Here is a 24,838-nt window from a genome sequence, read left to right on the forward strand (position 1 = left end):
CCAAAGTGGTGTGCTCCGACCACCGGCAGCAGGGTGTGCCGACACCACCCGCTCCGACCGGGTGGGGGAGCCCGGGAACCGGCCGGCCCGCCCGAGCAGGGCCCGGACCGTGCGGGGGTACCCCGCCGGCCTCGGACTGACACCTCGTCAACCCGAGCTGTTCCATGGCGACATGATGAAGTATCCGGTACCTGACGGAGTGACCTCGCGACCACTTGGCGACACCCGCCACCGCCCCACAAGATCTGGGGGAGCCGCAGCCGTCCCGCGGCCGGCGGACCGCCGCTGCCCGGGCCGGGCAGCGGCGCCTGCCGCCGTTCCGGCCCCGTACGTCCGTCCCGACGCCCCTGGCCCGCCCCGCCCCCGTACCGGGAGACATCCATGGTCGCCGCACAGCCAGCCCTCAGCTCCAGGCCCGCACAGCACCAGCCGGAGTGGTCCGGCCACGAGCGCTTGGAGGAGGTCAGGGACCGACTGACGGGTCTGCCGCACCTGGTCGACGCCGCCGACGTGGGGCGGCTGCGCGGGCTGCTCGCCCGGGTCGCCGCGGGGGAGTTCAGGGTGGTGCAGGCGGGGGACTGCGCGGAGGACCCGGCGGAGTGCTCGGCCGGATACGTGGCCCGCAAGAGTGAACTCCTCGACGTCCTGGCCGGGGTGATGGAGACGGCCACCCATCGGCCCGTGCTCCGGGTCGGCCGGATCGCGGGACAGTTCGCCAAGCCCCGCTCGAACCCCACCGAACGGGTGGACGGGCGTGAACTGCCCGTCTACCGGGGGCACATGGTCAACGGTCCGGAGCCCGACCCGGAGCTGCGCCGCCCCGACCCCGGGCGCATGCTCACCGGCTACCACGCCGCTGCCGAGGCCCTCACCCACCTCGGCTGGCTCGGCCCGGCCCGCCGCCCGGCTCGGGGGCGCCGGGTGTGGACCAGCCACGAGGCCCTGCTGCTCGACTACGAACTCCCGCTGACCCGCCGGACCCCGCGGGGCGGAACCCTGCTGACCTCCACCCACTGGCCCTGGATCGGTGAACGGACCCGGCAGCCGGACGGCGCCCACGTCGCGTTGCTCGCGTCCGTCGACAACCCGGTGGCCTGCAAGGTGGGCCCCGGGACCACCGCCGACGAACTGCTGGAGCTGTGCCTCCGCCTGGACCCCGCACGGGAGCCGGGCCGACTGACCCTCATCGCCCGGATGGGCGCCGACCTCGTCGGGGAACGGCTGCCGTCGCTGGTCAGGACCGTGCGCAGGGCCGGCCATCCGGTCGTCTGGCTCACCGACCCGCTGCACGGCAACACCGTCACCGCCCCCGGCGGACTGAAGACCCGTTTCGTGGAGACCGTCGTCCGCGAGGTCCGGGAGTTCCAGCGGGCCGTCCTGGCCGAGGGCGGCGTCGCCGGCGGGCTGCACCTGGAGACCACCCCCGACCAGGTCACCGAGTGCGTCCCCGACGCCACCGGCATCGAGCGGGTCGGCGACAAGTACACCAGCTTCTGCGATCCCCGGCTCAACCCCGGCCAGGCCGTCACCGTGGTCTCCGCCTGGGCGGCCTGAACCCCGGCACCAGCCGCGCACCACACCGAGACGAGGTCCGGCCCCGGGCCGGCAGAGGAGGGGAACGGCAGTGACGAACAGCATCGCCCTGGTCACCGGCGCCGCGGGCGGGATCGGTGCCGCCGTGGTCCGACGCCTGGCCGAGCGCGGCACCCCCGTGGCCGCCGTCGACCGCGACGAGAAGGCACTGCACCGGGCCGTCGCCGACCTGACCGCCGACGGACTGCCGGTGCGGGGGTATCCGGCGGACGTCGCCGACCCCGCCGCCGCGGCTCCCCTGGTCGACACCGTCGAACGCGAACTCGGGCCGGTGGACCAGCTCGTCAACGCCGCCGGGGTGCTGCGCCTCGGCCCGGTGCGCGACTTCACCACCGAGGACTGGGTCACCACCTTCGCGGTCAACGTCAACGGCGTCTTCCACATGTCCCGCGCGGTCGTCGACCGGATGATCCCGCGTGGCCGGGGCGCCCTGGTCACCGTCGCGTCCAACGCCGCCCGCACCCCGCGGGCCGGCATGGCCGCGTACGCCGCCTCCAAGGCCGCCGCCACCCAGTTCACCAAGAGCCTCGGCCTGGAGGTCGCCCGCTACGGCATCCGCTGCAACCTGGTCGCCCCCGGATCCACCGACACGCCCATGCTCCGGTCGATGTGGCACGACGAGTCGGGCCCGCGCGCCACCCTGGCGGGCGACCCGGAGGCGTTCCGCACCGGCATCCCCCTGAACAAGCTGGCCCGGCCCGAGGACATCGCCGAGGCCGTGCTGTTCCTGCTCTCCGACCGGGCCGGCCACATCACCCTGCACGACCTGACCGTCGACGGCGGCGCCGGGCTCGGCGCCTGACCCGTCCCCGTTCCCGCCCAGGAGGCACCGACCCATGGCAGGCATTCCGCCCATCGCGCCCTACTCGATGCCGACCGCTGGCGAGCTGCCCCGCAACACCGTGTCCTGGACCGTCGACACGGACCGCGCGGTGCTGCTCGTCCACGACATGCAGCGCTACTTCCTACGACCCTTCCCGCCGGGCGGTTCCCCCGGCGGCGAGCTGCTGCACCACGCGGCGCTGCTGCGCCGCCGGGCGGCCGAGTGCGGCGTCCCCGTCGCGTACACCGCGCAGCCGGGCGGCATGACCCCCGAACAGCGCGGACTGCTCGCCGACTTCTGGGGGCCCGGCATGCGGGTCGACCCGGCCGACCGTGAGGTCGTCGAGCCGCTGGCGCCGGCGCCCGGCGACTGGATCCTCACCAAGTGGCGCTACAGCGCCTTCCACCGGACCGACCTGCTGCGGCTGATGCGCGACACGGGGCGCGACCAACTGGTGCTGTGCGGGGTCTACGCCCACGTCGGCGTGTTGATGACCGCCGTCGACGCGTTCACCCACGACATCCAGCCCTTCCTGGTCGCCGATGCCGTCGCGGACTTCTCCGCCGACCACCACCGGCTCGCCCTGGAGTACGCGGCCTCGCGCTGCGCGATGCTCCTGACCGCGAAGGAGGTCTTCTCGTGACCGGAACAGCACCCCGGGGAGCGGCCGCGGGTGGCCGGGAACCGGACGGGGAACGGACCCGCGCCCGCCGACTGCTGCGCCGGGTGCTCGCCGACCGGCCGCCGCCCTTCGCCCTGCTGTACCGCCCGGAGAGCACCGGCCCCGGCACCCTCGACGTCCTCCTCGGCGAGGTCACCGCCCCCGGCACCCTCGACCGGGTCCCCCTGGCCCCCGCCCCCGGCCGCCCCGGCCCGGAGACCCTCGTCCTGATCCCCTACCGGCAGATCGTGGAGCGCGGCTTCGACGCCCCCGACGACGGCACTCCGCTCCTCGCCCTCACCATCACCGACCACGCCACCACCGCCCTCGGTGCGGCCCTCGCCCTCGTCCCGGACCGGCCGACGGAACTGACCGGTGCCCGGTTCGAGCCCGACGACGAGGCGTACGCGGACACCGTCCGCAGGGTCGTGGCCGAGGAGATCGGCCGGGGCGAGGGCGCCAACTTCGTCGTCCGGCGCTCCTTCGTCGCCGACATCACCGACTACACCGTCCACGCCGCCCTGGCCTTCTTCCGCCGGCTCGTCGAAGGCGAGGTCGGGGCCTACTGGGTCTTCGTCGTCCACACCGGCGAGCGGACCCTGGTCGGCGCCAGCCCGGAACGGCACGTCAGCCTGGCGGACGGGGTCGCCGTGATGAACCCCATCAGCGGCACCTACCGCTACCCGGCTTCCGGTTCCACCCTCCCCGGCGTCATGGACTTCCTCGCCGACCGCAAGGAGACCGACGAGCTGTACATGGTGGTCGACGAGGAACTCAAGATGATGGCCCGCATCTGCGAGGGGGGCGGTCGGGTCACCGGCCCCTACCTCAAGGAGATGGCCCGACTCGCCCACACCGAGTACCTGATCCGGGGCCGCACCGCGCGCGACCCCCGGGAGATCCTGCGCGAGACCCTCTTCGCCCCCACCGTCACCGGCAGCCCCCTGGAGAGCGCCGCCCGCGTCATCCGCCGCTACGAGCCCGCCGGCCGCGGATACTACAGCGGGGTCGCCGCACTCATCGGACGGGACGCCGCCGGCGCCCCCACCATGGACTCGGCGATCCTCATCCGCACCGCCGACATCGACGCCACCGGACGGGTGGGGATCGGGGTGGGCGCCACCCTGGTGCGCCACTCCGACCCCGCCTCGGAGGCCGCCGAGACCCGGGCCAAGGCGGCCGGGCTGCTGGCGGCGCTGGAGGCCGGGGGCCGGCGGGGCTTCGCCGACCACCCCCGGGTGCGGGCCGCTCTGGCGCGCCGGAACACCACCATCGCCGGCTTCTGGCTCGCGAACGGCGCGGACGACGCCGGCGGCCCGGACCACGCCGGCGGCCCGGACCACCACCCGTCACCGGCGACGGTCCTGGCCGGCCGTCGGGTCCTGGTGATCGACGCCGAGGACACCTTCACCGCCATGATCGACCACCAACTCCGTTCCCTGGGGCTGTCGGTGGTGAACCGGCGCTTCGACGAGCCGCACGCCCTCCACGGTCACGACCTGGTGGTGATGGGCCCCGGGCCGGGGGACCCCCGGCGGGTCTCCCACCCCAAGATCGCCCGTCTGCGCACCATCACGACGGAACTCCTCGCCCGCCGGCGCCCGTTCCTCGCGGTCTGTCTGAGCCATCAGGTCCTCTGCACCCTGCTCGGACTGCCGCTGCGCCGCCGCGAAGCCCCCAACCAGGGGATCCAGCGCGAGATCGACCTGTTCGGGACCCGGGAACGCGTCGGCTTCTACAACACCTTCGCCGCCGTCGCCCGGGCGGACCGGTTCGTCCCCGTCGGCCCGACGGGCCCCGTGGCCGGCGCCGCCGTCGAGGTCAGCCGCGATCCCCACGACGGCGAAGTGCACGCGCTGCGGGGCCCGTTCTTCGCCTCCATGCAGTTCCACGCGGAGTCGGTGCTCACCCAGGACGGGCCCCGGATCACCGGGGACCTGCTCGCCGGGGTGCTCGGGGTCGCCCCCGTCCCGGCCGCCGGGTAGCCGTCGTCCGGCGGCGGGCGGAACGGTGCGGGCCGTTCCGCCCGGCCCGGCGCGCCGCACGTCCAAGGGTCCTGCTCGACGGCCCGGGCCCGCATTACGGGTTCACGGACGATCCGGGCCGATGGGGCGCGGCGCCAGCTCCCGGGCCAGCTCCAGCCGCTTCACCTTGGTGGTCGCGGTGTGCGGCAGCTCGTCCAGCCGTCGTTGCACCGGCGCCGCGAGCAGGGGCAGTCCGGTCACCGCTTCGTCCCAACGGCCCCGATCGAGCGGACGGTCGTCCCGGGTGCACACCACCGGCACCGGCGGGCCGTCCGCGCCCGGCACGATGATGACCTCCAGCAGTTCCGGCAGCCGGGTGAAGAGCTTGTCCTCAAGGTCCAGGGTGCTGATGCCGGGGATCTCGTCGACCTCCCGGTCCAACAGGTGCAGGCAGCCCCAGCGGGTGCGGTAGCCGAGGTCGCCCATCCGCCACCAGCCGTCCGGGGAGAAGTTCCGGTCGAACCGCTGGTCCTCCCCGTGGTAGCCGATGATCTGCCCGCCGCTGCGCACCTCGATGTGCCCGGGGGACTCACGGCTCGGCCTGCGGCCGTCCCGGCTCGCCACCCGGACCTCGGTCATCCCGGGGAAGGTCCGGCCCACGCAGCGTCCGTCGGCGCCGCCGGACCGGTGCCGGGTGTAGGTGCGGGCGGCGATCGCGCCGGTCTCGCTCTGCCCGTAGGTCTGCGCGAAGAACGGCAGCTTCCGCTCGGACGCCCCCAACAGGGTGTGCACCGTGCGGGGGTGGATGGCGTCGAAGGTGTTGCTGAAGCAGCGGACGCGCGCCAGCGGCTTCGCCGGGTGGTCCGCCAGCACCTCCCACCGGAGCAGGGTGTTGGGGTGGGACTCGATCACGCCCGGAGGCACCCGCGAGAACAACTCCGCCACCTGCTCCGGGTCGTCCTCGCGGAGCACGATCAGGGGATGGCCGCGGAGCGCGAACAGCGCCGTCCCGCTGATCATCCGGGAGTGGACGAAGGAGACGTGCACCGCGATCGGCTCGCGCCGGCCCACCGGAGCGAGCAGCACGGACTGCGGCCGGCAGCGGGCCTGGATGGTGTGCCCCGTCTGGACGGCCAGCTTGGGCAGTCCGGTGGTGCCCGAGGTGTGGGTGATCAGCGCGGCCCGGTCCTGGGGCGCGGTCACCGGTGCGACGCGCTGGACCCCGGCGAGCGCGGCGAGCGGGGTCGTGCCCGGGAACCGTCCGGTGGCCACCAGCACCCGCTCGGCCAGTTCGAGGACCTCGGCCGGGAGGTCCCGCTCCAGTTTGGCCGCGTCCGTGAGGAGGACGGGGCGGCCCAACCGTGCCAGCAACCGGGCGACGGTGGCGCCGTCCAGCTTCGGCGAGAGGAGCACCGGCACCGCGCCGATCCGGGCCACGCTGTAGGCGAGCAAGGAGATGTCGAAGCCGTCCGCCTTGTGGATCACCACCCGCTCACCGGGACGGACCCCGGCGGCCCACAACCGGGAGGCGTGGTCCGCGACGAGGTCGGCGATCTCCGTGAGCGTCACCCGGCGGCCGAGTTCCGGGGCGATGTCGAGGTCGTGATCGAGGTAGACGGGGCTCGCCGGGTGCCGCGCGGACGCCCGGTCGAAGACCGTGCCCAGTCGGATGCCCCGGTTGGTGACGCGGTGCAGGAGCATGGTGCCTCTTCCCGTTCGATGGGCGCGGGCGGCTGCGTTCGCGCGGCGGGGCCGGGGCCGCCGCCCGGCGGCCCCGGCCGGAGCCTCACGGGGTGCGCAGGGCCCGGTCGACGAGGGCGCCGGCGGCGCCGGTGTAGGCGGCCGGGTCGCACCACCGTTCCCACTCGGCGGGGTCGGCGACCCCGGCCAGTCGGGGCGTCCCGGCGAGGACGGCGTGCAGCGGGCGGCCGGTGCGGTCGGACTCCCGGGTCGCCGCGGTGAGCAGTTCCCGGGCGGCCGCCTTGCCGATGCGGGGCGCGAGGACCGCCGCGATCCGCTCGGAGACGATCTGGCCACCGGTGAGGTCCAGATTGGTCCGCATCCGTGCGGTCCGCACCTCCAGCCCCTCGGCGAGTTCCACCGCCGTGTGGGCCGCGCCGCCGGTCAGGCGCAGCGCCTCGCGCAACAGCTGCCACTCGGCGTGCCAGGCGCCCGACGGCCGTTCGTCCTCGGCCGTCAGGCACTGGGTCAGTCCGGCGGCGATCACCGGGACCTGGAGCGCGGCGGAGCGGATCAGGGTGGCCAGGACCGGGTTCCGCTTGTGCGGCATGGCCGAGGAGGAGCCGCGCCCGGCGCGTCCGGGCTCGGTGACCTCGCCCACCTCCGTGCGGCTCAGCGACTGCACGTCGACCGCGATCTTGCCGAGGGCGCCCGCGGTGAACCCGAGGGCGGCGGCGAGGTCCGCCACCGGGGTGCGCAGGGTGTGCCAGGGCAGGACGGGCGCGGCCAACCCGGTCTCCTCGGCGAACGCCGCCACCAGCCGCTCGGCATGGTCCTGCGGGTCGTCCGGGTCCGGGAGGGGCCCGTCGAGGCGCGCGTACTCCAGGTATCCGGCGAGCGTGCCCGCCGCACCGCCCAGCGAGACCGGCAGTTCCTCGGCGACCCGTCCCAGCCGCTCGTCGGCGTCCACCACCAACTGTCGCCAGCCGGCCGCCTTGAGGCCGAAGGTGGTCGGCACCGCCTGGAGGCCGAGGGTCCGGCCCGCCATGACGGTGTCCCGGTGCCGGGCGGCCAGGGCGCCCAAGGCCCGCGCGGTGCGGTCCAGGTCCGCCCGGACCGTCTCCAGCGCGCGGGCCGCCACCAGCATCGCGCCGGTGTCGAAGACGTCCTGGCTGGTCGACCCCCGGTGGACGTACTCGGCGGCGGCGGAGTCCCGTTCCGCGACCACCCGGGTGAACGCCCGGACCAGGCCCACCACCGGGTTGGCGGTCTCCCGGGACGCCACCGCGAGGGCCCGCACGTCCAACAGACCGGCGTCGGCGGCCCGGGTGATGACGTCGGCGGCCGACGCGGGCAGGGTGCCCAGCCGGGCCTGGGCCCGGGCCAGCGCGGCCTCCGCGTCCAACATGGCCTGGAGCCAGGCGGTGTCGCAGACCACCGCCTCGACCGGTGTGCCGGCGCGGACCGGCGAGAGCAGCCCGGTGTCGGCGTCCGCCGCGGTGACTCCGGTGGACCCCGCTGTCGTCCCGCTCATACGAGGACCCCGGTGAGATCGGTTTCGGCGGCCCCCGAACGGACTTCGACGGGGATCTGCGTGGTGGGCGGCAGCGCCAGCACCGAACGGGCGATCGCGTCGGAGTCCCCGAGCGTCACCGAGTCCACTCCCGGCCGGATGCCGGCCGCCGTGACCCAGTGCACCGACTCGGTCGGCACCCCGTACGCGTACCGCCGGGGGTGGGCCCGGCCCCGGGTGTCCAGCAGTCGGTAGGGCCGCTCCGTCACGGCCAGACCGCCGGTCTCGTAGCTGGTTCCGTCCTCCGCCGGGATCCGGTACACCGTCGCCTGTTCGGTGCTCAGCATGTGCACCAGCAGCGGATCGGTGGTGCGCCGCAGATCCGGTTCGGGCAGCCGCGCCTCGATCAGCACCCGTGCGCGCAGGGGCGGTCGCGGCACCTGTCGCGAGGTCAGGACGTAGGCGGGGGTCTCGGGGTCGATCCGGATCTCGGTGCCGGGGCCGGTCAGTTCGACCACGCCGGCCTCGATCAGGGCGATCAACTCCTCGATCCGCGAAGCCGGCGGACCGATCGACAGGAAGGCGTTGAGCGGGGTGTACCAGCCCTCCAGGTCGTCCCGGTGGGAGCCCCCGTCCAGACCGCCGTGGTCCACCGCGAGCCGCACCTCGTTGCGCAGGTCGCGCAGCACGTCCAGGGCGGCCTTCAGCGGGCCGCTGAGGTTGCCCGCGCGGGCCTGCCGCACGTCCTCCCTCAGATGGGGCAGGAGCCAGTCCCGGAAGGCGTCCGGTCCGGAGAAGGTCCGCTGCCCGTACGGCCGGAAGAGCCGTTCCCAGTTCCAGCGGTCGTCCTCGCCGACGGCGTACTCGTCGAGCAGGTCCGTCGGGTCGCCCTCCTCCGTGGCCGCCAGATAGCGCGTGATGAAACGTTCCCGCTCGTCGCCGCGTCCCCAGGACTCCAGCAGGGTGCCGTAGTAGACGCTCTCCACCTCGCGCGCGATCAGCGGCCACAGGTCGGTTCCGAAGCGCACCGGACGCCCCTGCCCGGACCGCTCGCGCAGCCCCGCGATGTACGCGGGGGTGAGCAGCCTCGGCAGATGACGCCCGTCCGCGCCCTTCTCGTTCTCGCCGCGCGCGTGGTACGGGATGCCGCGCCGCGAACTCGCGTACAGCTTCGGCTCCCGGCCGGAAGGCCGGTACACCAGCGGTCCGTCGGGACCCCCCGGGCGCTCGAAGGAACCACCCCGGCCGATGGTGAACAGGGCCATGTGGTCGAAGAAGTTGAGCCCGAGCCCGCGCATCAGGACGGGCTCGCCGGGCCGCACGCCGTCCAGGTCGAGATCGGCCGGGTTGGCGGGGGTGAGGTAGGTGAGGTGGTGGATCCGGGCCAGGCTCGCCGTCCGCGCCTCCTGCGGGGTGAGCCGGGTCGGCAGGTGGCCCTGGGCGAGGACGATCGCGTCCAGGCGGTCGAGTCGGGTGCCGTCCTCCAGGCGGACCCCCTGCGGGCCGCCGGGGACCCCGTGGACGTCCGCCATCGCCACCGCCCGCGAGCGGTGCACCCGCACGGTGACGTGCGCGGGCGCGTGCGCCACCACCCGGCCGAAGCTCGCGTTCAGATAGCGGCCGTAGAAGGCACGCGTCGGGTAGTCGTCCGGGCCGAGCCGGACGGCCTCCGCGAGGGTCGGCGCGTCCTCCCCGGAGACCGGGCCCGCCGCGGCGGTCTCCCGGGCCCACGCGTACAGGCTCGGTCCCGGCTCGATCGGCCCGCCGATCCGGGAACTGCCGTCGGTGTAGACGGTGATCTGCGAGGCCACCGTGTTCATCAGCAGGTGGCGCGACTGGTCCGAGCGCCACACCGCGCCCGCACCGGGCGCCGCCGGATCCACCACGTGGACGGTGACCGAGCCCTGTGCGGGCGAGGCCCGCTCGTTGGCGCACAACCGCTCCACCACGGAGAGGCCACGCGGGCCCGCGCCCACCACGCAGACCTCCAACTCCGCCTTGCGCTCCGGTCCGGTCACGGGGTCGCCTCCTTCTGGCTGCGGTCGCTCTCGGTGACGTCCGTCCCGGCCCCGGCTGCGAGCAGACGGGCCAGTTCCAGACGCTTGATCTTGATGGTCGCGGTCTGCGGCAACTCGCTCAGGCGCCACTGGACCGGATCCGCCATCGGCGGCAAGGTGCTCACGGCCCGTCGCCAGGCCACGGGGTCCAACGGACGGTCGTCCTTGGTGCACACCACCGGGACGGCCCTGCCGTCCGGCCCCGGAACGATGATGACCTCGGCGAGTCCGGCCAGCCGTCCGAAGAGGGCGTCCTCGGCGGCGAGCGTGCTGCCGAAGCCGTCGATCAGATCGACCTCGCGGTCCAGCAGGTGCACGCAGCCCCAGCGGGTGCGGTACCCGACGTCCCCCATCCGCCACCAGCCGTCCGCCGACACCTGGGCCTCGTAGCGGTCCTGCTCGCCGAGGTAGGTGACGATGCGGCCGTCGCTGCGGACCTCGATGTGGCCCGGGTTCCGCTCGGAGGGCGGCAGGCCGTTCCGGCTGACCACCCGGACGTCCGTCATCCCGGGGAACGGCATGCCGACGCAGCGGCCGTCGTCGTCGAGGGTGCGGCGCCGGGTGAAGCCCCGGACCACCGCGGGCCCCACCTCGCTCTGCCCGTACAACTGCCCGAAGACCGGCGAGCGGCGGCGGGTGGCGCGCAGCAGTCGGTGCACCGTGCGCGGGTGGATCGCGTCGAAGGTGCTGCTGAACAGCTTGACGTTGGCGAGCGGGCCGCGGGGGTCGTCCGCCAGTTCCTCCCACTCCATGAAGGAGTTGGGGTGCGCCTCCAGGATGCCCGGGCGCAGCCGGGCGAACAGGTCGCCGACCCGGCCGGGGTCCGGATCGCGGAGCACCACCAGTGGGAAGCCCCGGTACAGCGCGAGGGCGAGGGCCGTGACCAGCCGGGAGTGCACGAAGGAGACGTGGACGGCGATGGTCTCGCGGCCCCGGACCAGCGGGGCGAGGACGGATGCCTGCGGGCGGTACCGCGACTGGAGGCTGAAACCGGTGTGCACGGCCAGCTTGGGCGTACCGGTGGTGCCCGAGGTGTGGGTGACCAGGGCCGGACGGTGCGGCGGCAGGGTGACGGACGGGACCCGTTCGCATCCGGCGAACTTGTCGAGCGGCACGGCGTCCCGGTGCGAGCCGGAGGTCAGGAGCACCCGTTCGGCGAGGCCGAAGACGCTGTCCGGCAGGTCGGCCAGCTTCGCCCGGTCGGTGACGAGGGTCGGCCGCTCGGTACGGCGGACCAGTTCGGTGACCGTGGCGCCGTCCAGCGACGGCGAGAGCAGCACCGGGACGGCTCCCATGCGGGCCGCGGCGCAGGCGAGCAGGGTGATGTCGAAACCGTCGGACTTGTGCACCACGACCCGGCCGCCCGAGCGGACGCCCGCCGCGTGCAGCCGCGAAGAGAGGTCGGCCACCAGGTCGGCCACCTCGGCGACGGTCGCGCGCCGTCCGAACTCCGGTGCCACGTCCAGGTCGTGGTCGAGGATCAGGACGTTGGCCCCGTGTCGTCGGGCCGCCCGCTCGAACATCCTGCCGAGCTGGATTCCCCGGTTTCCGATACGTTGAAGAAGCACCTGTCCGCCTCCCGGGCGACGGCTGCGCGCCGCGGTCCTTGACGTGGATGGGGATGGAACACCGCGGGGGACGCCGGCGGAAATCGGCAGGGCGGAACGTCGGACGCGCCCGCGGTGCGGAACGAACGGCACGGTCCTCGTCCCGGAGCGCCCGCCTTCCGACGCGCGGGACCGCGTGCACGCGCCCCGGTGCGCCGATGGATCCGGCCGACCCGCCTGCCGGGGGTCAGCCCCCGGGGGTCTCGACGGCGGTCCGGATCCGTTGCAGGGTGGCGGTCAGGTCGTCCGCGATCTTCTCCCCCCACTCCACGAAGAAGCGGCGCCGTTCGACCGGGTCCATCGCCGCGGTGATCCCGCGGATGCCCTCGGTGGGCGCGTCCATGCGGAAGTGGTGGACCAGCAGGGTGCCGCCGTCCGCGCCCGGTGCGAGGTCGAAGCCCCAGACGCTCTCCTGCCGGCGTCCGGCCGAGTCGTGCATGGCCCAGCGGAAGGTGCGCCCCGGCTCGGCGGCGACCACCTCGGCGTACGTCGTCCAAGCGCCCCGGACCACCGGCGCCCAGGCGACGACCTCCGCCGCGCGGACGTTCTCGCCCCGGAAGACGGCTCCCACCGCGCAGGGGTCTCCGGAGATCCAGGAACCGCCCCGGCATTCGGGGCTCCAGTCCCCGCTGCGCGGTAGGTCACTGACCACCGCGTAGACGTCGAGGGGTGCCGCGGTGAGGTGGATTTCCGCGTCGGCGGAGAACAACGGCTCGTTTCCGGTGATGGTTTCGCCCATGGACCGAATCGTCCCAGCCGGGCCCGGTCAGGGGTCAAGCCGGGCCGTTCGGTTCCGTCAACTCCCTGCTTTCTCGTCAACTCCCTCATGCCATCAGGAGGGTGAACGATCGTGCGGGGGAGGGGGCCGCGCGCGGACGGCCACGGACGTGCGCCCCCGCCGCGGGGACGCGCTGCGCCGCCCCGTTCGTGCGGGGTCCCGCACCACGGGGTCCATCCCGGCGTCCGCCGGCCCCTCGGGTGCGTATCATCCGCCGGCATGAGGGGCAGACGAGCCGGCGCCTTCCACGGCACCGCCGACGTGATCGTCCTCGGTGCCGGCCCCGCAGGGCTGGTGCTCGGGAACCTCCTGCGGTCGGCGGGAGTCGACTGCGTCGTCCTGGAACGGTCCGCCCGGGCGGAGGTCCGCACCCGGGCCCGGGCCGGGTTCTTCGCCGAGAACGCCGTGCGGGTCCTGGACCGGCACGGTCTGGCCGAGGGGCTGCACGCGAACGGCCGGCGGCACTCGGTCTGCGAGTTCCGCACCCCGAGCTGCCGGTTCCGCCTGGACTACGGCCGGCTCGGGCGGGGCGAGTCGCACACCGTCTACCCCCAGCAGGAACTCGTGGCGGACCTCCTCACCCGCTACGAGGACGGTGGCGGACGGATCCACTTCACCACCGAGGCGCTCGCCGTGCTGGAGGCCGACGGTCCGCGGCCTTCGGTCACCGTCCGCGGTCCGGACGGCCGCCCCGGGCACTGGCGGGGCAGGTACGTCGCGGGCTGCGACGGCCGTCACGGTGCATCCCGCCGTTCCCTCCCGCCCGGCGCCTTCCGGCGCCACCACCGCGACCACCGGGTCAGCTGGCTCGGCCTGCTCGTCGCGGCGCCGCCGAGCTTGGACGCGGTCGGGTACGCCGTGCACGCCCGGGGGTTCGCCGGACACATGGCGCGCACGGCCGACGTCACCCGCTACTACCTCCAGTGCCCGCGCGGCACCCCGGCCGAAGCCTGGTCCGAGGAGCGGATCTGGGCCGAACTGGAGCTACGGATGCGCTCCGCCGCCTACGGCCCCCTGCGCCGCGGCCCGGTCCTCCAACGGACCGTGGTCGACCTGGAGTCCGACGTGCTCACCCCCTTGCGCCACGGAACCCTGTTCCTGGTGGGCGATGCCGCGAGCCTGCTCAGCCCGTCCGCGGCCAAGGGGGCCAACCTCGCGGTGTGCGAGGCGGAGGCACTGGGCCGGGCGCTCGTCGACGACCTGCTGCACGACCGGCCCGTGGGCCTCGACGCCTACTCCGCACGTTGCCTGGCCCGGATCCGGCGCGCCCAGTGGTTCTCGCAGTGGATGGTCCACCTGCTGCACGACGTCCCCCCGCCGCACGCCCCGCCCCTCCTCCTCGACGGCGACGCCCCGCCCAGGCCCTCCTGCCTCGACACGCTCCGCACCTCCCGCGCCGAACAGGACTGGTTCGCCGAGAACTACACCCGGGTCTGAGGCCGGTCCACCCGGGGTGCCCGGCCCGAGGAACGCGCAACGTCGGACCGGCTCGCCCAGCAGCGTCGGCGGCCGAAGGACACCGGACGCCGCAACGGGCCGCCCAACCCGCCTCACTTGAGGGTGCCTTCGCTCGACGACGGAGGGGAATCCGACCGGACGGGTTCCGCCGGCGGTTCGTAGGGTGCTGGCTGGGGCAGGTCGTTGGTGGAGGTTGCATCGGTTACTGCTTCCCGGCGAAGTCGCCGGTGTCGATGCCGGTGCCTCGGGTGAGGGTCCCGAGTGTGACCAGGCGTTTCCACTTGGCGCGGGTGCAGGGCTGTCCGGAGCGGACGGGCGCGGCGCCTGATCTGCCCGTGCGGTCATCGCATGCTGCCCGCCCGTACCTTGAGCCATCGACTTCCCACACGTATGCAAGGAAGCTGACGATCCCAGGCGAGAAGAGGGCTCCCGTGCACGATCACGAGAAGGTCGGCTCCCACACCGGGGCGGGCACCGGCCGTGTCATTGCCCGTCGGCCCGCAGTCGCCCCGCCCGCGCAGCACGGCCTGGTCGGCCTACAGGCCGGTGCGGGCAACGCCGCGGTCGTCCAGATGCTCCGCGGCGCCGGCCACCCCTGGGCCCGGGAACAGCACCAGCACGGCGCCGGCTGTGGCCACCAGGAGATCGCGTCCTCGCCCGCACCGGTGCAGCGCTCCGCCGTGCACGACGTCCTCCGCACCGGCGGGCGTCCCCTGGACGACGCGACACGTACCGACATGGAGAGCCGGCTGGGTGCGGACTTCTCGGACGTACGCATCCACGATGACGTTGCCGCCAGGGCCTCAGCCGCCGAAGTCGGCGCCCGCGCCTACACCTCCGGCAGCCACGTCGTCATCGGCGACGGCGGCGACGACAAGCACACGCTCGCACATGAGTTGACCCACGTCATCCAGCAGCGACAGGGCCCGGTGGCCGGCACGGACAACGGGTCGGGGCTGCGCGTTTCGGACCCGTCGGACCGCTTCGAGCGGGAAGCGGAGGCCAACGCGAGGCGGGTGCTCGGCGGCCCGACCCCGGCCCGGCGCATCCGGGACGGGGACACGCCGGTGTCCGGCGGGGCGGGCCCGGACACACCCGTGCAACGCACGAGTGACATCGAGATGGCGAGCCAGTCCAGCAGCGGTTCCGGTATGGACGTCGACCATCCGTCCGGTCCGGCCCCGGACGTCGACCCTCCGCCCGGGGTCGACGCGGCCCACTACGCGGCGGTGACCAAGCGCCTCTCCGAGCAGAAGACCGACAACCTGAGCCACATGGGTCCGTACCTGACGGCGACGGTGTGGGAAGCGCCGAGAGCGGGCCGCCCGGGCCGGGCCAAGAAGCTGAGCCAGATCGGCATGGACCACCTGAAGCGCCTCTACACGGAGGACCCCGGTCCCGAGGAGGACCACACCTGGCACTGGGACCGGGAGTCCTGGCCGAAGGTCCGGGCCGAGGTCGAGGCGGTACACGACTACCTGAGCGCGCGTACCCGGGTCATGGACGGCGGTGGCCTGATGCACTCCAAGAGCGACAAGCAGTGGCTGCTGGTGAAGCCCCCGCTGTCCCCCGGCAAGCAGGCGGCCTCCTCGAAGGCGCTCAACGAACTGCCCTTCTACGAGTCCCCCGTCCTGAAACCGGCTCCCGGCTCCGCCACACCCGACCAGGTCTCCCTCGGCGACGGCACGGCGATGACGCGCGGCGCCACCTACGCCTTCGTGTCCCCCAGCATGACCAGGCACCGCATGATCACCTATGCCAAGGACATGCCCGCCGAGATACCACCCCTCGCCTTGCCGCCCGCATCGATCCCGGTGCCCACCGCGGCACTCGGAACGGGACTGACGCCGGTGACGCAGGCCACCAAGACGGCCGGCCCCGTCACGGTCGACGAGAAGGTGCTCAGGACCTGGAGCGGCCAGCGCACCGGACACAAGCCCGACCAGAACGGTGCGATGAAGGGGGTGTCGGCGTCCGACGCCGCCAAGGCGAGCGGCGAGACCGAGGGCGTCTGGCAGTGGCTGCACCTGATCGCGTTCACCATGGGCGGCCACGACGGCACACAGCCCAACGCGCCGGAGAACCTGGTGGCCGGGCTAGCCGCCGCCAACGGACACCACCTCGTCCTGGAGAACCTGGTCAAGAAGATGATCCTTCAGGCGGGCGTCAGCGAGGTGCAGGTCACGGCGACGGCCAAGATGGTGATCGGGAGCTACCACGTCTGTTCGGGGATCGAATACCGGCTTGAGTGGACACGGAACGGGGAGACCTTCTCGGACGTCTTCGAGGTCGACACACGCAGCGAGAACAAGTCGATGGGCGGTCATCTCGCGCTCCTCGACAAGCAGTACGTGGCGCACCACCCCTGAGGACCGCCGCACGGGCCACCGACGGGCCCGGGCTCCGGCGCGCGCCGACGGCAGAGGAGTTCCAGCGCTGGGGCGTCACTCCGGACGTCCTGCCGGAAGTGAGGCCCCGGCCACGCGACCCCGCTCACCCGGCGGAGTGCGCGATCGACTCCCGCGACGGACGGCGGAGACCCGTCCCGCCGCGGGAGCGGCGGCCCCGGGGGCGTGCGCTTCCCGAAGTGCCGCCCGGATCGTCCGACCGGGTGTGATCAAGCGCACAAATCGCCCCCGATCTCCCTCAATCACCCCTTGACGCACCTCGGTTGGGCGCGACCCCTCACTGTCGCGCCTCCGGTGGAGGCTGCCCCCGCGCTCGACGTAAGTAAGGTAAGGCTTACCTAATTCGCTCGTTCGGAGGTTCGCCATGCCCGACCCCGTGCCACCCCTGCTCGACGGCTCCGCAGCACGTTCCGGAACCAGCCGGAGAGGAAGCAGTCGACGCGGTGTCCTGAAGCTGCTCGGCGCCTCGGGGGCGGCGGTGGCCACGGGCACCGTGCTGGTCGGCTGCTCCTCGCGCGAGGAGCAGGACGCGAAGGGGGCCGTGCGCAGCGGTTCGTCCGGGTTCACCGTGACGGACCAGCGGGGCGTCGAGGTCTCCTTCGACGGTCCGGTCTCCCGGATCGCCACCACGGTCATCCCCTCCCCGTCGATCCTCGCCGCCGTCGACGGCGGCGTCGACCGGATCGTCGGCATCAACGAGTCGACCCTCGTCGCCAACAAGCAGGGCATCTTCGGGGAGATGTTCCCGGCCTCCCGGAAGACCCGGACCGTCTCCGGCAGCGACTTCGTCCCCAACGTGGAGACGCTGCTCTCGCTCAAGCCCGATGTGGTGATCCAGTGGGGGGACATGGGCGACGAGGTCATCGCGCCCTTGGAGAACGCCGGCTTCAAAGTCATCGGACTGACGTACGGGACCCAGGAGAAGTTGGAGACCTGGATCTCCCTCTTCGGCAGGATCACCGGGAACGAGGACCGCGCCGCCGACCTCGTGTCCTGGATGCACGCCGAGAAGACCGCGGTGGGCGCGCTCGTCCGCGGAAAGGGCCGACCCGGCCAGAAGGTGCTGTACCTGAGGGCCGCCGCCGACGGCTGGACCTCCTACAACGGCAGCGGCTACATGAACTTCTGCACCGAGCTCGTCGGAGGGGTCAACCCCGCCAAGGACCTCAAGGCGGCCAGCCCCCAGGTCTCCACGGAGCAGATCCTGGCCTGGGACCCCGACGTCATCCTGCTCAGCGCCTTCGACGAGAAGCCGCCGGCCGCGCTCTACGCGGACGCCCGGCTCTCCCGGGTGCGGGCGGTGCGCGACCGAAGGGTGTACAAGATCCCGCTGGGCGGGTACCGATGGGACCCGCCGTGCGCCGAGTCCCCCTTGATGTGGCGGTGGATGGCGCAGGTCCTGCACCCGTCGACCGCCGCCGCGAACGGACTCCGCGCCCAGCTGACCCGCACCTTCGACCGGCTCTACGACTACCGGATCTCCGCCGCCCAGGTGGACGAGGTGCTCCGGCTCGACCTCAACGCCAGGAGCGCCGGCCATGACGGCTTCCGCGCCTGAACGCGTGGTGGCGGCCGGCGCGGACCGCCCCGCCCGGCCGTGGACCCGCGGTCTGCCCGTGCTGGGGGCGCTCTGCCTGGTCGTGGCGCTCGGCGCCCTCGCCCTGGGGCGCTACGTGGTCCCGCCCAACGAGATCGTGCGGATGCTCGTCGGCCAGGTCCTGCCCGTCGACCGCACCTGGACGGTCACCGAACAGACCGTCGTCCTCGACGTGCGACTGCCCCGGTTGGTCCTGGCCGTGTTGGTCGGCGGCGGACTCGCCCTCGGCGGCGCAGCCCTCCAGGGCGTCTTCCGTAATCCGCTGGTCAGCCCCGACGTCATCGGGGTCTCCTCGGGAGCCTCCTTCGGCGGGGTCCTCGCCCTGGTCCTCGGCCTGGGCTCGGTCGGCCTGGTCAGCAGCGCCTTCTTCTTCGGGCTGGCTGCGCTGGCGGTGGTCCTGATGATCGGACGGCTCTCCACCGGGTCGCCGCTGTTGATGATCGTGCTGGGCGGCACCGTCACCGGAGCCTTCTTCTCCGCGCTGGTCTCCTTCACCACGTACGTCGCGGACCCCTACTCGGAGCTGCCCTCGATCGTCTTCTGGCTCCTCGGCAGCCTCTCCACCGCCGACTACGGCAAGGTCCTGGTGGCCGCCGTGCCCGTGCTCGCGGGCGCCGTCGTCGTCCTCGTCCTGCGGTGGCGGCTCAACGTCCTCTCCCTCGGGGACGAGGACGCGCGGGCCCTCGGCGTGCCGCCGCGCACCACGCGGCTGTGGCTGCTCGGAGCGGTCGCCCTGATGACCGCCGGTGCCGTCGCCGTGTCCGGTCTGATCGGCTGGGTGGGGTTGGTCGTGCCGCACCTGGCCCGACTCTGGGTGGGCACCGACCACCGCGTCCAACTGCCCGCGTCCTTCCTGATCGGAGGCGCCTACCTGGCCCTCGTCGACACGCTGTCGCGCACCGCCACCGAAGCCGAGATGCCTCTGGGGATCCTCACCGCTGTCATCGGCGTCCCCTTCTTCATCGCGATCCTGGCCCGCTCCCGCAACCGACTGTGGACGAACGAATGATCGAGGCACGTTCCATCGGCTACCACTACCCGCGCGGGCGCTTCGTCTTCCGTGACGTCACCCTCGCCTCCCACGAGGGGCGTGTGCACGCAGTGCTCGGTCCCAACGGCCGTGGGAAGACCACCCTGTTGCGCTGTCTGGCCGGTCTGCTCACCCCCGCCGAGGGGACGGTGACCAGCGACAGTCCGGTGTCGTACGTCCCCCAGTCGCACGGCGCCACCTTCTCCTACCCCGTCGCGGACATGGTCCTCATGGGCCGCTCCCGGCAGCTCAAGGCGTACGCTTCCCCGGGGCGCCGCGACCGGCACCTCGCGGACGAGGCCCTGGACCGCGTCGGCATCACCGAGCTGCGGGAGAGGGACTACGCCCACCTCAGCGGCGGCGAACGACAACTCGTGCTGATCGCCCGGGCCTTGGCGGCCCAGTGCCGCATCATGGTGCTGGACGAGCCGGTGTCCGCGCTGGACCTGCGCAACCAGGCCAGGGTCCTGACCCTGTTGCAGTCGCTGGCCGCCGAGGGCATGGGCATCGCGCTCACCACCCACCACCCCGACCACGCACTCCACCTCGCCGACGACGTCACCCTGGTCCTCGGCCCCGAGGACGTCCGCACCGGCCCCGCGGCCGACCTGCTCACCGCCGAACTCCTCACCGAGGTGTACGGACTGCCGGTCACCACGGACCGGGTCGACGGCCCCCGGGGCCCGCGCACCCTCGTCGTCCCCGACCTCGGGCCGGCCCGCCCCACGAGCACCGCTGAAGGCATCCCGTGAACCTCCGCTCCGCCCCCCGACCCCGCGTCCTGAAGGCGACGATGGGTCCCCCGGCCACCGACCGCACGGTCCCCGGCCGGCCGGTCCCCGCCTTCGACCTGTACGACCTCTCCGCCGCCCGGCTCGACGGCTGTCGCGGGCTGATCCTCTCCCTCAACTGCGACCAGGTCTTCCTCGGCACGCGCACCGAACTGCTCGCCGACTGGGTCCGCGCCGGTGGACGCCTGCTCGTCAACGGCCATGTCCACCGGCCCTTCCTCCCCGGGCTCCCGCCCTGGCGACGCCTCGACCACCGGGGACCGCGCGATCTGCGGATCTCCCCGGTCACCCCGCACCCCGTCTGGGAGGGGGTGGACTTCGACGAACTCCTCTACCGCACCGGGGTGCCCGGCACCCCCACCGGTGCGGAGCTCGCGCGGGTCGGCGTCGCCGGCTTCTACGGCCGGGGCTACCACGGTTCGCTCCCCGAGGGCGGCACGGTCGTCAACGGCATCGGTCCGGACCGGCTCCCCGTCGACATCGGCTACCCGCTCGGCGCGGGTGAAGTCCTGGCCCACGCGGGGAACGATTTGCTGTCCTTCACCGACCGGGACCGCACGACCCGCCACCTCGGTCCGCGGCTGCTCGACTGGTTGGAGGGGCTGTGACGCACGCCGATCCCGTACGGTTGGGCATCCTGCACGGCGGCAGCTTCCACCAACTCGCCACCCTCGACGACCCCGCGGTCCGGCTCTGGCGACCGCGCGCCCACTACCTCCCCGACCTCGGTGCGGGCGACCTCGCGGACCTCGACGTCCTCCTGGTCTGCGACCGGCTGCACCCCACCCTGCTCGTCTCGGCGGCCCCCGAGATCCTCACCGTGGCCGAGCGCGGGGGGACCGTGATCGTCCTGGGCGAGAACGAGATCGCGCCCTGGCTGCCCGGACTGCGCTCCCACCGTCCCGCGGAGACCGACTTCTGGTGGTGGCGCACCGGCGCGGACCCGGGGGTGCGGCTGCGGTCCCCGGACCACCCCGCCTGGCGACACCTCACCGAGCGCTCGGTCCGCTGGCACTACCACGGCCTGCTCCAACCGCCGCCGGGCGCCGACGTCCTGGCCCTCACCCTGAAGGAGGGCCCCGGCCCCCGGGAGGCCCTGCTCTACGAGGACCGGGTCTCCACGCCCGGCCGCCTGGTGGTGACCACGATGGACCCCGTCTACCACCACGGCTCCGCCTTCATGCCCGGTGCCACGCAACTCCTGTACGGGCTGCTCGCCTGGACCGTGGGCGAAGCCGCGGCCGGCCGCCCGGGGAGGGGCGGCACGAGCACGGGGTGAGCACCGGGAGGAGACGCGTGATGCCCCCGGGGCGGCAACTGCCGCCCCGGGGGCATCACGCGTGTTCGGGGGAGCGGAACCGGCCTTTGGGGGTCCGCCGCCGGTGTCAGCCGCCCGGAGTGTCGTGGACCACGGCGTTGCCGTCCTCCTGGATGCGGAGGACCGTCCGACCCTGGAGGGCGCTCCACTCCCACGAGTCGTTCGGGTCGGTGCGGAGGCGAGGTCTACCGCGGTGGTACTAAGCCGGGTGCGCCCGAAGGGGGGAGGCGTCTCCTCGTTCCCGCGCGGAGAGGAGTGGGGCGGCGTCCGTCGGGGGAGGCTGCTCATGGCGGTCAAGGGCCCCCTTCGAGGGCCGTGGCGTGGCAGACGGTGCTCATTTCCGGTTTGTCCAAGGTGATGTGACGCAACGTCATATGTCACGGAGTCATCAACCGTCCACCTCGCCTTGCGTATGCTGACCCCACTGATTAGGTTAGCCTTACTTAAGCGAAGCGGGGGGATGCATGCTTGCCCGGAACGGGGGGAAGGCGGGCGCGGCACTGCGGCTCGCCGGGCCGTCCGGCGGACCGGGCGTCCCACCGGTTCGACCGGAACCCCGAGGCGGCAACGGCCGGCGCGGGACGGGAGCGGCCCCGCCCGGGTGACCGAGGAACCCCGGACCGATTCCGGCGGCCCGGCACTCGACCGCACCGTTCGACCATCGGTCGAACGCATCAACACCCCACCCTGCTGCACCCGTTCGTCGACGGCGGCGCGAACCCGCGTGCCCGAGGAAGGAACCGCTGACGTGTCCATACCCGCGCTGGTGCGCCCGAGGCCCGAGTACCGGGCCGCCGACCTGCTGGCCGCCTACCTGCCCGGCTCGTTGTTCTTCTCCTCCTCCCGCGGAACGCTGCTCGCCGACGGCGTGCACGCCCGGGTCCGGCCCGGGTCCGGTTCGCAGGCGCTCGCCGCGGCAGCGGCGCTCGACGCCGCGCTCGCCGCGGGACTGCCCGAACCCGTCGTCGCCGGGGCGGTCGGGTTCCGCCCCTCCGACCGGACCGGGCTGGTGGTGCCCGCCGTGGTGCGCCGGGCCGAGGCCCCCGCCGTCGTCCGTGCGCCGGACGCGGAGTCCGGCACCTCGTGGACGGTCGCCCCGCGCCCCGAGGGGGCGCGCTACGCGGACGCCGTGCGCCGTGCACTGGAGCTGATCGACCGTGGCGACCTGCACAAGGTCGTCCTGGCTCGCTCGTTGGAGTTGACCGCGGACGCCCCGGTGTGGGTGCCCGCCCTGCTGGCCCGCCTGGTGCGGGCGGACCCCGCCGCGTACGGCTTCGCCGTCGACGTCACCGCGCCCGGCGACCCCGCCCCGCGCACCCTGGTCGGGGCCAGCCCCGAACTGCTGGTGTCCCGCCGGGGCGCGACCGTGGTGGCCAACCCGCTGGCGGGCTCCGCCCCCCGGTCGGGCGACGAGGCGGTGGACCGCGAACGGGTCGCCCGGCTCCGCGCCTCCACCAAGGACCTCGGCGAACACGCCCACACCGCCGGACAGGTCGCGGAGGTGCTCGGCCGGTTCTGCGTCGACCTGGAGGTTCCCGCGGAACCCGAGGTGATCGGCACCCCGACCATGTGGCACCTGTCCACGCGGATCACCGGCCGACTGGCCGACCCGACCGACCCCACGGCCTCCGCCCTGGGCTTGGCCGAGGCGCTCCACCCGACCCCCGCGGTGTGCGGGGTGCCCGCGGCCGGCGCCCTCGCCGCCATCGCCGACCTGGAACCCGAGGACCGCGGCTACTACGCGGGGATGGTCGGCTGGACCGGCCACGACGGCGACGGCGAGTGGGCCGTGACCATCCGCAGCGCCGAAGTCGCGGACCGGACGGTCCGTCTGTCCGCCGGGGCCGGGATCGTCGCCGGTTCGGACCCGGCCGCCGAACTGGCCGAGACCAGCGCGAAGTTCGGCACGCTGCTGCGTGCCCTCGGAGTGGAGGAGGCGGGATGACCGTGGACCACGTGCCCTGGCCGCCGGAGATCGCCGCCCGCTACCGGGCCGCGGGCCACTGGCGCGGGCAGACCTTCGGAGCCCTGCTCTCCTCGCTGGCCGCCGAGCACGCCGACCGCACCGCCGTCATCGGCGGGGACCGGCGGTGGAGCTTCGCCGAACTGGACGAGCGGGCCCATCGGATCGCGGCCGGGCTGGTCGAGAGCGGACTCGCGGCCGGCGACCGGGTCGTGCTGCAACTGCCCAACGTCCCGGAGTTCCTGCCGGTGGTGTTCGGGATGTGGCGCGCGGGCGTCCTGCCGGTGTTCGCGCTGCCCGCGCACCGACGCAGCGAACTGCTGCACTTCGCCGCGCACAGCGAGGCCGCCGCTGTCATCACGGTCGGCGAGCACGAGCGACACGACCACGCCGCGACCGCCCGCCTGGTGGCGTCCCGGGTGGACTCCGTCCGGCAGGTGCTGGTCGTCGGGTCGGAGGAGTTCGACGAGCTGGCCGCGACCGCACCGCGCGACCTGCCCGACCCCGACCCGGAGGGCGTGGCGTTTCTCCAACTCTCCGGCGGCAGCACCGGGTTGTCCAAGTTGATCCCGCGCACCCACGACGACTACCTCTACAGCGTCCGGGAGAGCGCCCGGATCTGTGCCCTGCGTCCGGACAGCGTCCACCTGGCCACGCTGCCCGTGGCGCACAACTTCCCGCTCAGCTCGCCGGGGGTGCTCGGCGCGCTGTACGCGGGTGCCGCCACCGTGATGGCGCCGCGACCGGACGCGGACACCGCGTTCCGGCTGATCGAGGCCGAAGGGGTCACGATCACCGGAGTGGTGCCGCCGCTGGCCGCCGCCTGGGTGCAGGCCGCCGCCCGCACCGACCGGGACCTGTCCTCCCTCGAAGTCCTGCTGGTCGGCGGCGCCAAGTGCGGCCGCGAGCTGGCCGAACGGATCGGGCCCGCGCTCGGCTGCACGCTCCAGCAGGTGTTCGGCATGGCCGAGGGCCTGGTCTGCTACACGCGTCCGGACGACTCCGAGGAGACCGTGCTCACCACCCAGGGCCGTCCGATCTCCCCCGACGACGAGGTCCGCGTGGTCGACCCGGACACCGGTGCCGAGGTCGCACCGGGGGAGACCGGTGCCCTGCTCACCCGCGGCCCCTACACGATCCGCGGCTACTACCGGGCCCCCGAGCACAACGCCACGGCGTTCACCGCGGACGGCTTCTACCGGACCGGTGACCTGGTGCGCCGCACCCCCTCGGGGCACCTGGAAGTGGTCGGGCGGGCCAAGGAGCAGATCAACCGCGGCGGGGAGAAGGTGGCGGCGGAAGAGGTCGAGGACCACCTGATGGCCCATCCGGAGGTCCTGGACGCCGCCGTCGTCGCGGTGCCGGACGCCTATCTCGGCGAGCGGATCTGCGCCTACGTCGTGCCCGCCGCGGGCACCGTGCCCACCGGCCGGGAACTGCGGGCCTTCGTCCGCGAGCGCGGGATCGCCGCGTACAAGGTGCCCGACCTGGTCCAGGTCGTCGAGGAGTTCCCGGTGACCGGCGTCGGCAAGACCAGCAAGCGCGAGTTGAGAGCGGCCCTGGCCGCGCTCGCGCGGAAGGAGTAGTTGCGCATGTG

General features: G+C 73.6%; 18 protein-coding genes. 13 read left to right on the forward strand and 5 right to left on the reverse strand.

Annotation, left to right across the window (positions count from 1 at the left end; all coding sequences use genetic code 11):
* Positions 1-381: 381 nt before the first annotated feature.
* The 4 genes from ACSMX9_RS27665 to ACSMX9_RS27680 all read left to right on the forward strand — a co-directional run bounded on the left by ACSMX9_RS27665 (position 382) and on the right by ACSMX9_RS27680 (position 5,062).
* Positions 382-1,554 (forward strand): 3-deoxy-7-phosphoheptulonate synthase, encoded by a 1,173-nt coding sequence (locus ACSMX9_RS27665; protein WP_445398028.1) that lies wholly within the window; start codon positions 382-384, stop codon positions 1,552-1,554.
* Between the two features lie 70 nt (positions 1,555-1,624).
* Positions 1,625-2,395, forward strand: a complete 771-nt coding sequence (locus ACSMX9_RS27670) for a 2,3-dihydro-2,3-dihydroxybenzoate dehydrogenase (RefSeq protein WP_445398030.1) — start codon at positions 1,625-1,627, stop codon at positions 2,393-2,395.
* Between the two features lie 34 nt (positions 2,396-2,429).
* Positions 2,430-3,059 carry an isochorismatase family protein gene (locus ACSMX9_RS27675; RefSeq protein WP_445398032.1) on the forward strand — a complete coding sequence of 210 codons (630 nt, stop codon included), beginning with the start codon at positions 2,430-2,432 and terminating at the stop codon, positions 3,057-3,059.
* A 71-nt stretch (positions 3,060-3,130) separates the two neighbouring features.
* Entirely contained in the window at positions 3,131-5,062 is a 1,932-nt protein-coding gene (locus ACSMX9_RS27680) for an anthranilate synthase family protein (protein ID WP_445403115.1), read from the forward strand.
* A gap of 102 nt (positions 5,063-5,164) precedes the next feature.
* Here ACSMX9_RS27680 and ACSMX9_RS27685 read toward each other — a convergent pair whose 3' ends face one another.
* From ACSMX9_RS27685 to ACSMX9_RS27705, 5 genes are all read right to left on the reverse strand, one after another.
* Positions 5,165-6,742, reverse strand: coding sequence for a class I adenylate-forming enzyme family protein (locus tag ACSMX9_RS27685; protein ID WP_445398034.1), 1,578 nt, complete (start codon positions 6,740-6,742; stop codon positions 5,165-5,167).
* 85 nt (positions 6,743-6,827) lie between these two features.
* A complete protein-coding gene (gene pcaB / locus ACSMX9_RS27690) occupies positions 6,828-8,255 on the reverse strand; it encodes a 3-carboxy-cis,cis-muconate cycloisomerase (protein ID WP_445398036.1) in 1,428 nt (475 codons plus the stop codon).
* Entirely contained in the window at positions 8,252-10,252 is a 2,001-nt protein-coding gene (locus ACSMX9_RS27695; RefSeq protein WP_445398038.1) for an FAD/NAD(P)-binding protein, read from the reverse strand. The genes pcaB and ACSMX9_RS27695 overlap by 4 nt, the downstream gene beginning before the upstream one ends.
* Positions 10,249-11,814, reverse strand: a complete 1,566-nt coding sequence (locus ACSMX9_RS27700; protein WP_445398040.1) for a class I adenylate-forming enzyme family protein — start codon at positions 11,812-11,814, stop codon at positions 10,249-10,251. The genes ACSMX9_RS27695 and ACSMX9_RS27700 overlap by 4 nt, the downstream gene beginning before the upstream one ends.
* A gap of 271 nt (positions 11,815-12,085) precedes the next feature.
* Complete coding sequence (locus ACSMX9_RS27705) at positions 12,086-12,637, reverse strand: SRPBCC family protein (RefSeq protein WP_445398042.1); 552 nt, start codon at positions 12,635-12,637, stop codon at positions 12,086-12,088.
* A gap of 258 nt (positions 12,638-12,895) precedes the next feature.
* Here ACSMX9_RS27705 and ACSMX9_RS27710 point away from each other — a divergent pair, with 258 nt between their 5' ends.
* The 9 genes from ACSMX9_RS27710 to ACSMX9_RS27750 all read left to right on the forward strand — a co-directional run bounded on the left by ACSMX9_RS27710 (position 12,896) and on the right by ACSMX9_RS27750 (position 24,827).
* Positions 12,896-14,113: a 4-hydroxybenzoate 3-monooxygenase gene (locus ACSMX9_RS27710; RefSeq protein WP_445398044.1), complete on the forward strand. Its 1,218-nt coding sequence runs from the start codon at positions 12,896-12,898 to the stop codon at positions 14,111-14,113.
* 452 nt (positions 14,114-14,565) lie between these two features.
* Positions 14,566-16,503 carry an eCIS core domain-containing protein gene (locus ACSMX9_RS27715; RefSeq protein WP_445398046.1) on the forward strand — a complete coding sequence of 646 codons (1,938 nt, stop codon included), beginning with the start codon at positions 14,566-14,568 and terminating at the stop codon, positions 16,501-16,503.
* 403 nt (positions 16,504-16,906) lie between these two features.
* On the forward strand, positions 16,907-18,100 hold the full coding sequence (locus ACSMX9_RS27720) for an ABC transporter substrate-binding protein (RefSeq protein ID WP_445398048.1): 1,194 nt from the start codon (positions 16,907-16,909) through the stop codon (positions 18,098-18,100).
* On the forward strand, positions 18,081-19,148 hold the full coding sequence (locus tag ACSMX9_RS27725) for a FecCD family ABC transporter permease (RefSeq protein ID WP_445398050.1): 1,068 nt from the start codon (positions 18,081-18,083) through the stop codon (positions 19,146-19,148). Before ACSMX9_RS27720 ends, ACSMX9_RS27725 begins: the two co-directional genes overlap by 20 nt.
* Positions 19,145-19,921, forward strand: a complete 777-nt coding sequence (locus ACSMX9_RS27730; RefSeq protein ID WP_445398052.1) for an ABC transporter ATP-binding protein — start codon at positions 19,145-19,147, stop codon at positions 19,919-19,921. The genes ACSMX9_RS27725 and ACSMX9_RS27730 overlap by 4 nt, the downstream gene beginning before the upstream one ends.
* The gene (locus ACSMX9_RS27735) at positions 19,918-20,568 is read left to right on the forward strand and encodes a hypothetical protein (RefSeq protein WP_445398054.1); all 651 of its coding nucleotides are present in this window, start codon (positions 19,918-19,920) and stop codon (positions 20,566-20,568) included. The genes ACSMX9_RS27730 and ACSMX9_RS27735 overlap by 4 nt, the downstream gene beginning before the upstream one ends.
* The gene (locus ACSMX9_RS27740; RefSeq protein ID WP_445398056.1) at positions 20,565-21,239 is read left to right on the forward strand and encodes a hypothetical protein; all 675 of its coding nucleotides are present in this window, start codon (positions 20,565-20,567) and stop codon (positions 21,237-21,239) included. The genes ACSMX9_RS27735 and ACSMX9_RS27740 overlap by 4 nt, the downstream gene beginning before the upstream one ends.
* 787 nt (positions 21,240-22,026) lie before the next feature.
* Positions 22,027-23,223 (forward strand): isochorismate synthase, encoded by a 1,197-nt coding sequence (locus tag ACSMX9_RS27745; RefSeq protein WP_445398058.1) that lies wholly within the window; start codon positions 22,027-22,029, stop codon positions 23,221-23,223.
* The gene (locus tag ACSMX9_RS27750) at positions 23,220-24,827 is read left to right on the forward strand and encodes a (2,3-dihydroxybenzoyl)adenylate synthase (protein ID WP_445398060.1); all 1,608 of its coding nucleotides are present in this window, start codon (positions 23,220-23,222) and stop codon (positions 24,825-24,827) included. Before ACSMX9_RS27745 ends, ACSMX9_RS27750 begins: the two co-directional genes overlap by 4 nt.
* The last annotated feature ends 11 nt before the right edge of the window (positions 24,828-24,838 follow it).

The sequence above is a fragment of the Streptomyces sp. LE64 genome (assembly GCF_052606915.1).

Coding starts and splice junctions, on each gene's coding strand:
- ACSMX9_RS27665 (WP_445398028.1), top strand. CDS start 382: ATGGTCGCCGCACAGCCAGCCCTCAGCTCCAGGCCCGCACAGCACCAG.
- ACSMX9_RS27730 (WP_445398052.1), top strand. CDS start 19,145: ATGATCGAGGCACGTTCCATCGGCTACCACTACCCGCGCGGGCGCTTC.
- ACSMX9_RS27710 (WP_445398044.1), top strand. CDS start 12,896: ATGAGGGGCAGACGAGCCGGCGCCTTCCACGGCACCGCCGACGTGATC.
- ACSMX9_RS27720 (WP_445398048.1), top strand. CDS start 16,907: ATGCCCGACCCCGTGCCACCCCTGCTCGACGGCTCCGCAGCACGTTCC.
- ACSMX9_RS27750 (WP_445398060.1), top strand. CDS start 23,220: ATGACCGTGGACCACGTGCCCTGGCCGCCGGAGATCGCCGCCCGCTAC.
- ACSMX9_RS27685 (WP_445398034.1), bottom strand. CDS start 6,742: ATGCTCCTGCACCGCGTCACCAACCGGGGCATCCGACTGGGCACGGTC.
- ACSMX9_RS27705 (WP_445398042.1), bottom strand. CDS start 12,637: ATGGGCGAAACCATCACCGGAAACGAGCCGTTGTTCTCCGCCGACGCG.
- ACSMX9_RS27700 (WP_445398040.1), bottom strand. CDS start 11,814: ATGTTCGAGCGGGCGGCCCGACGACACGGGGCCAACGTCCTGATCCTC.
- ACSMX9_RS27725 (WP_445398050.1), top strand. CDS start 18,081: ATGACGGCTTCCGCGCCTGAACGCGTGGTGGCGGCCGGCGCGGACCGC.
- pcaB (WP_445398036.1), bottom strand. CDS start 8,255: ATGAGCGGGACGACAGCGGGGTCCACCGGAGTCACCGCGGCGGACGCC.
- ACSMX9_RS27675 (WP_445398032.1), top strand. CDS start 2,430: ATGGCAGGCATTCCGCCCATCGCGCCCTACTCGATGCCGACCGCTGGC.